The following is a 7,165-nucleotide window of genomic DNA, read 5'->3' as shown; positions in this document are numbered from 1 at the left end:
TCCAGATGCGGGTCAGCGTTGTTTCCTGTCCCAGGCTGCCGCCCCACCCCGCAGACCGCGCGCGCCGCCTGAGCCCGCGCCCATGCCGAGATGCCGGCGGCGCCCGCTTCTCCGCTCCCGATCGCGCGACCGGGCCCTGTCCCAGGCCTCCTCGCTTCTGGTCTAGACCAACCACCCGCAAGGGCCGCGCTGTGGCGCATGGCATGCCCAGGCTGCGGCCGCTGGCACGGCGCGCCGGGTCGTGCCGGCACCGCGAGGCACGCGCATGAGCGCCCGCCACCAGATGCACGGCATGGGCATGCAGACCGTGGCCGCCGACTGGCCGCCGCTGTCCGATGGCGAGGTGGAAGCCCTGCTGCAGCAGTACGCCCTGCCCGGCCGCCTGCACGCCTTGCGTTGGCACAGCCCGCGCCCGTTTTCGGCGGCGGCGGAGGTCGAGACCGGCGTCGGCACGCTGTTCGTCAAGCGCCACCACCGTCGCGTGCGCGACCTGCACGCGCTGGGCGAGGAGCATGCCTTCATCGCGCATCTGCGCGCGCAGGACGTGCCGGTGCCGGAGGTGCTGCGCGACCGCGATGGCGCCAGCGCCGTGCGGCGCGGCCACTGGACCTACGAGGTGATGCGCGCCGGCGCGGGCGAAGACCGCTATCGCGAGGCGATGTCGTGGACGCCCTTCGCCGACACCGCGCAGGCCGCTGCCGCCGGCCGCGCGCTGGCCGCGCTGCACCGTGCCGCGGCCGGCTACGCCGCGCCGCCGCGCAGCACCACCGTGCTGGTCGCCAACCTGCGCCTGTTCGCCCAGCCGCAGCCGTTGCAGGCGCTGGAGCACGATCTGGCACGGCGTCCGGCGCTGGCCGCATGGCTGCAGCAACGCGACTGGCAGGACGACCTGCGCGTGCAGCTGCTGCCCTGGCACGCACAGGCCTGGCCGCTGCTGCAGACACCGCCGCCGGCACTGTGGACGCATGGCGACTGGCACGCCTCCAACCTGCTGTGGCGCGGACACGGCGCCGCCAGCACGGTCAGCGCGGTGTTCGATTTTGGCCTGGCCGACCGCAGTTTCGCCCTGTTCGACCTGGCCACCGCGATCGAGCGCAACCTGATCCCGTGGCTGCAACTGGACGACGGCGGCACCGCCGTCGCCGATGTCGACCAGCTCGATGCGCTGCTGCACGGCTATTCCACATTGCTGCCGCTGGACGCGGCGCACCTGCGCCTGCTGGCCGCGCTGCTGCCGCTGGTGCATGCCGATTTCGCGCTCAGCGAGATCGAGTACTTCGCCGGCATCACCGGCTCGGACATGCACGCCGAGATCGCCTACCGCCGCTATCTGCTCGGCCACGCCGCCTGGTTCGGCCAGGGCGAGGGCCAACGCCTGCTGCGGCACCTGCAGCGACGCGCGGCGGCCGCGCCATGAACCGTCGCATCCACCCCGACACGTCCGCCGTCACGCCTGCCGCGCACGCACCGCGCGGCGCTGCCGCTTCCGCTTCTCTCCTTCGTTTCGTTTCCCCGAGGTCGTTCCGCATGCTTCCCACCTGCCGTTTCCCCGCTCCGCACGCCCTCGCGCTGGCCCTGGCCATCGCCCTGCCGCTGCCGGCCCTGGCCGCCGACGCTGCGCCGGCGCCCGCCAGCGCGCAGACCCCGGTCGAACTGGACGCGGTCAACGTGCAGGGTCGCCAGCCGCACGACCGCAGCAGCCTGAGCGGCTATGGCGACGCGCCGCTGCTGGACACGCCGATGGCGATCGACACCATCGATCGCACGCAGCTGTCCGACCGCCAGGTGCGCGTGCTCAGCGAGGTGCTGCGCGCCGACGCCGCGGTCGGCGACAGCTACGCGCCGATCGGCTACTACGAGAACTTCCTGGTCCGCGGCTATTCGCTGGATGCGGCCAACAGCTACCGCATCAACGGCCTGACCATCGCCGGCGAACAGAACGTGGCGCTGGAGAACAAGGAGCAGGTGCAGGTGCTCAAGGGTCTATCCGGGGTGCTGTCCGGCATCACCACCCCGGCCGGCGTGATCGACTACCAGACCAAGCGCCCGCAGCACGTGCGCAGCCTGGTGCTGAACGGCGACGACGACGGCAGCCGAGGTGCGGCGGTGGACCTGGGCGACTGGTTCGGCAGCGAGCGTCAGTTCGGCCTGCGCGTCAACGCCGCGCACGAGACCCTGCGCAGCTATGTCGATCACGCCGACGGCCACCGCAACTTCCTGTCGCTGGCCGCGGACTGGAACATCGACCCGCAATCGACCCTGCAACTGGACGTGGAGTACCAGGACCGCCAGCAGCGCTCGGTGCCGGGCTACCAGTTGCTCGGCGGCACGCAGTTGCCGAGCGGAGTGTCCGTGCATCGCCTGCTCGCCTACCAGCCGTGGTCCAGGCCGGTCGGCATCGAGGCGCTGAATGCGCAGGCGCGCTACGAATACCGCTTCAGCGACGCCTGGCATCTGCAGGTGGCCGCCTCGCACAGCCGCGCACTGATCGACGACTACTCCAGCTTCGCCTGGGGCTGCTACGGCGCGGCCAGCTGCGCCGGCGACGCGGTGCCCAACCATTTCAGCCGCGAAGGCGACTACGACATCTACGACTACCGCAGCCCCGCCGACAGCCGCCGCAACGACGAACTGCAGGCGATCGCCAGCGGCAGCGCCAGCACCGGCGTGCTGCAGCACCAGTTCCAGGTCGGCGTCGACTACCTGCATCGCACCATCTACCGCCACGGCTCGATCAACGAGATGATCGGCAGCGGCAACATCGACGCCGATCCGCCGCTGCTGTCGCCTGCCGACGCCGTGCTCGGCCCCAAGCGTCGGCGCCTGGACAGCGCGCAGACCGCGCTGCTGGCCAGCGACCGCATCGGCATCGGCGATGCCTGGCAGTTGCTGCTGGGCGCACGCCAGGTGCGCTACGACGAACGCGCCTGGGACCGCGACGGCAGCCTGACCCGACGCACGCGCCGTTCGGTGTTTCTGCCGCAGGCGGCGCTGCTGTTCAAGCTGCGGCCGTCGCTGTCGCTGTACGCCAGCTTCGCCAAGGGCCTGGCCCCCGGCGGCACCGCGCCGTGGTTCGCCAGCAACGCCGACAGCATCCTCGCCCCTACCAGCGCCTACCAGCGCGAGGCCGGCATGAAGTTCGAGCGCGATGGCGTGACTTTGGGCGCGGCGCTGTTCGACATGCGCCAGGCCAACCAGTACGCGCAACCGCAGGCCGACGGCAGTTTCCTGTTCGTGCAGCAGGGCCGCCTGCACAACCGCGGCATCGAACTGTCCGCCGCCGGCACGCTGGGCGCCGGCCTGCACCTGCAGGCCAGCGTCGCCGGCATCCGCGCGCGCGCCGAGGACACCGGCACGCCGGGCGACGAAGGCCACCAGGCACTGAACGTGCCGCGGCTGCGCGCCAGCGCCCAGGCCAGCTGGGACGTGCCCGGCGTCAGCGGCCTGGCGCTGCTGGGCGGCGCGCAGTACAGCGGCGCCAAGTACGCCGACCGCAGCGGCCAGGTCGCCGTCGGCGGCTACAGCGTCTACACCCTTGGCGCCCGCTACGCCACGCGCCTGGGCGCGGTGCCGACCACACTGCGGTTGAGCGTGGACAACCTCACCGACAAGCGCTACTGGCGCGACGTCGGCGCCTACGAAGGCGACGACTATCTGTTCCTCGGTGCGCCGCGGACGGCGCGGCTGGCGCTGCAGTTCGATTTTTGAAGGGCCGGGAATGGGGAATGGGGATTCGGGATTGGTAAAAGCCAAAAGCGGGACATGGCGCGTCACCTGAGTAGGAGCGGCTTCAGCCGCGACGCGCCATTGCTGACAGGTTGCTGCTGATTCGGATAGTGAGACAAGCGCTGCTCCTTCATTGTCTTCTTCTCTTGCAAAAACGCCTGCCCGTGTTATCCGGATCCACCATGACGTCATCCACTGCTGCTCCTTTCGAACACCAGCCGCGCCGATGACCAAGGTGGCAATCCACTGTCATGCAGTCGAGACGCGCGAAGTGATGTGCTTTCCGATGGCGCAATGCGTCGGGACTGAAGTCCCTCCCACAGTGCACTCGGCCGGCTTGCCGCCAGCCCCTGCGGGAGCGGCTTCAGCCGCGACGCGCTATTGCTGACGGGTCGCGGCTGAAGCCGCTGCTACAACACGCGCGCAATGCACTGCGCTCGCGAACAATCCCCAATCCCTAATCCCCACTCCCGGCCTCCCCACCATGTCCCCGCTCGAATTGCTCGCCGTCCTGATCAACGTCCTGGGTGTGTGGCTGACCGCGCGGCGGGTGCGTTGGTGCTGGCCGGTCAACGTGGTGGCGGTGCTGTTGTATGCGTGGCTGTTCTATCAGTGGAAGCTGTATTCGGACATGCTGCTGCAGGGCCTGTACGTGGTGCTGCAGGGTTACGGCTGGTGGCGCTGGAGCAACGGGCTGGGCGACGACGGCAAGGTCCAGGTCGGGCCGCTGCCGTGGGGCGAAGGCCTGCGTTCGCTGCTGGCCGGCGCCGTCGGCGCGGCGCTGTTGGGCTGGTGGATGCACCGGCACACCGATGCGGCGCTGCCGTGGCTGGACGCGGCGCTATCGGCGTTCAGCGTGGTCGCCAGCGTGTGGGCCGCGCGCAAGCGCATCGCCAACTGGGGCCTGTGGATCGTGCTGGACTGCGTCTACGTCGGCGTGTTCGTGTACAAGGGGCTGTACCCCACCGCCGCGCTGTACGCCGGATTCGTGGCGTTGGCGGTGTACGGACTGCGCCTGTGGCAGGCCGATCTGCGCCGCGCGCAAGCCGTCACCTGACACGCCACGCGCTCTTTGCCGCCTGGCGGCACAGCGCGTGCCGTCGTCAACTCGATGCGAATGGCGCGCCGCAGCCGCACGAGCATCACGCGAACATCAGTCGCCCGCATCGTCCGCGACCCTGCCGGCAGCGTAGTCTTGTCAGCAACGCTTCTCCACGCTCTGGATTTCGCATGCACTTCGCCACCGCCGCCGGCTTCGCCCAACGCATCGCCGATGCGCTGCTGGCGCGCATCGCCGCCGGCGAATGGCGCGCCGACCAGCGGCTGCCGGTGGAGCGCGAACTGGCCGCATTGTTCGGTTGCACCCGCATCACCTTGCGCGAGGCGCTGCAGCAACTGGAATCGGACGGGCACATCTACCGCGAGAATCGCCGCGGCTGGTTCGTCAGCGCGCCGCGGGTACGCCACGATCCCAACAGCATCGCCGGCTTCATGCAGTACGTGGCCGCGCAGGGCGGCGTCCCGCGCACCGAACTGCTCGCCGCGCAGCGCCAGCCGGCCGGCCCGGCGCTCGCCCGGCACCTCCACCTGGACGATCCCGATGCAGAGGTGTTCGTGCTGCGCCGGCGCCGCTGGATCGGACGGCGCGCCGTGCTGCTGGAGACCAATGCGATCCTCGCCGCGTGGGCGCCGCGCCTGCTCGACCACGACCTGGCCGGCTCGCTGAGCGCCGTGCTGACCCAGCGCCTGGGCTTGCGCCAGGCGCGCAGCCGGCTGTCGATGTATCCGGCCACACTCGATGCCGAGCAGGCCGCACTGCTGCAATCCACCGCCGGCACGCCGTGCTTCCGCCTGCAGCGCGTCAGCTACGATCCCGACGGACATGCCGTGGAATTCGACATCGAGTCCTGGCGCCACGACGTGCTGGAAGTGTCGGTGGATGTCTACGCGCCGCCGGAATGAGTCCGGCTTGTTCGCTATCGCGACACGAGGTGGAGACGCAGCGGACCACACCCGCTCCCAACCAGGAACCAACAGCGACGCCGCTGGCGTCTGATTGCAATATCAGTCGTGACCGACTGCCGCGCCAGCCGAGGGGTCAGGGAGCAACGCTTCAACAACCCTATAACAGGCGCACGTCGGCAATTTCCGCCTCACCACCAGAACCATAGACGATGGCTGCCCTTGCCGATGGCGTAGTCCCCCTGCCCGTTCGCAATGCCCGCGATGCCTTCCCGCAACGCCGCAAGCCACGCCGAGCCGACCTCAAGTGCAGCTGGCGCTGCGTCTACGGGAAAAGACCAGTGATCGTCGGTCGTGGACAGCGTGAAGCGCAGCTTCTCCGGCGCCACCCAAGCGGCGAGCCCGCGCCGGTTGTTCGGCACGCCAAGTTCGGTCTTGCTCGGTGCAGTAATGAGAAGCGTGCGGGAACCGGCGCCGTCGGCAGCCAAGGCGTCCAGCAACGCCAACAGCGACTGGCATCCAGTTGGATCTGCGTTGAGATGCCAGCCGGGATAGTTGCGCTCGTTCTCGAGATAGCGCCACAGCGAGATGCGGCCGGTTTGCGTCCAGCGATGGGCAAGCCGCAGGTCGGGCGGCCACAGGCTAGGCATCGAACAACGCACGTTGCGGATCCGGCGGCGGCAGCGTGTCGTACAGGCGCTGCAGCTCTTCGCGGCAGGCGCGCAGCGGATCGTGCATCAGGAAGCCGGCCAGGCGCGCGTGCCAGGCCGGCCAGCGCGTGGCCAGCGCGTCCATGTCGCCGTCGGCGGCGCGGCCTTCACCACTGCACGCGACATGCGCGGTCTCGCACAGCACGTTGCGCCAGCCGAGCCCGGCCATGCGCAGCGACAGATCGGTCAGCGCCGCATACCAGGAGCCGTAGCTGCTGGCGTCCAGCCCGCCGGCGCGCTGCCGCGCCACGCCACGCAGCACCACCGCATGGCACACCGCCGACGGCAGTTCCGGATGCAGCGGCGGCAGGGCCGCGCAGGCCCGTGCAAGGCGCTCGGGATCCTCGGGCAGCGGATTGATCTCGCCCAGCCGCGGCCACGCACAGGCTTCGCCGGCATTGCTCCACGGCGTGGCGCTGGCGATGGCCGCGTCGCGCGCCAGGCAGGCGCTCAACTGCAGCAACCAGCCCGGCCCGGGCTGCGCATCGGCCGCCAGCACTGCCACGTCGGCATCGCCGCAGGCACGCAGCATCTCGTCCACATGCGCGACCTCGCCGAGCATGCGCGGCCGCCGCGTGTAGTCGGCCTGCAGGCGCGTGCGCGCCAGCCAGGCCTCGATCACCCGGATGCCGCGCGGGCCGGCCTGCGCATCGTCGGCCAGCCACACGCGGGTGCCAGCCGACGTGTTCGCCTCCAACGCACCCAGGCAGGCGTCCAGCGCGACGTCGTCGACGCCGACCGCCAGCAGCACGATGGGCAGGCTCACC

At 70.4% G+C, this 7,165-nt stretch carries 6 protein-coding genes; 4 read left to right on the top strand and 2 right to left on the bottom strand.

All coding sequences use genetic code 11. The features are described from left to right. Positions 1-265: 265 nt before the first annotated feature. The 4 genes from CEK68_RS11415 to CEK68_RS11400 all read left to right on the top strand — a co-directional run bounded on the left by CEK68_RS11415 (position 266) and on the right by CEK68_RS11400 (position 5,688). Positions 266-1,417 (top strand): phosphotransferase, encoded by a 1,152-nt coding sequence (locus CEK68_RS11415; protein ID WP_152239434.1) that lies wholly within the window; start codon positions 266-268, stop codon positions 1,415-1,417. Between the two features lie 110 nt (positions 1,418-1,527). Beyond that, positions 1,528-3,708, top strand: coding sequence for a TonB-dependent siderophore receptor (locus CEK68_RS11410; protein ID WP_152239433.1), 2,181 nt, complete (start codon positions 1,528-1,530; stop codon positions 3,706-3,708). 502 nt (positions 3,709-4,210) lie between these two features. Next, on the top strand, positions 4,211-4,783 hold the full coding sequence (gene pnuC, locus CEK68_RS11405) for a nicotinamide riboside transporter PnuC (protein ID WP_152239432.1): 573 nt from the start codon (positions 4,211-4,213) through the stop codon (positions 4,781-4,783). A 173-nt stretch (positions 4,784-4,956) separates the two neighbouring features. Then, positions 4,957-5,688, top strand: a complete 732-nt coding sequence (locus CEK68_RS11400) for a UTRA domain-containing protein (RefSeq protein WP_152239431.1) — start codon at positions 4,957-4,959, stop codon at positions 5,686-5,688. A gap of 191 nt (positions 5,689-5,879) precedes the next feature. Here the strand turns inward: CEK68_RS11400 and CEK68_RS11395 are convergent, their stop codons facing one another. Further along, positions 5,880-6,338, bottom strand: a complete 459-nt coding sequence (locus CEK68_RS11395) for a hypothetical protein (RefSeq protein WP_152239430.1) — start codon at positions 6,336-6,338, stop codon at positions 5,880-5,882. After that, positions 6,331-7,164 carry a hypothetical protein gene (locus CEK68_RS11390; protein WP_017915569.1) on the bottom strand — a complete coding sequence of 278 codons (834 nt, stop codon included), beginning with the start codon at positions 7,162-7,164 and terminating at the stop codon, positions 6,331-6,333. The genes CEK68_RS11395 and CEK68_RS11390 overlap by 8 nt, the downstream gene beginning before the upstream one ends. Position 7,165: the final 1 nt, after the last annotated feature.

It is taken from the genome of Xanthomonas sp. LMG 12461, assembly GCF_009192935.1.
Lineage (GTDB): Bacteria > Pseudomonadota > Gammaproteobacteria > Xanthomonadales > Xanthomonadaceae > Xanthomonas_A > Xanthomonas_A sontii.
The sequence above is the reverse complement of the archived record's forward strand: the minus strand, read 5'-3'. Positions and strand labels throughout refer to the sequence as shown.

Coding starts and splice junctions, on each gene's coding strand:
- CEK68_RS11410 (WP_152239433.1), top strand. CDS start 1,528: ATGCTTCCCACCTGCCGTTTCCCCGCTCCGCACGCCCTCGCGCTGGCC.
- CEK68_RS11395 (WP_152239430.1), bottom strand. CDS start 6,338: ATGCCTAGCCTGTGGCCGCCCGACCTGCGGCTTGCCCATCGCTGGACG.
- CEK68_RS11415 (WP_152239434.1), top strand. CDS start 266: ATGAGCGCCCGCCACCAGATGCACGGCATGGGCATGCAGACCGTGGCC.
- pnuC (WP_152239432.1), top strand. CDS start 4,211: ATGTCCCCGCTCGAATTGCTCGCCGTCCTGATCAACGTCCTGGGTGTG.
- CEK68_RS11400 (WP_152239431.1), top strand. CDS start 4,957: ATGCACTTCGCCACCGCCGCCGGCTTCGCCCAACGCATCGCCGATGCG.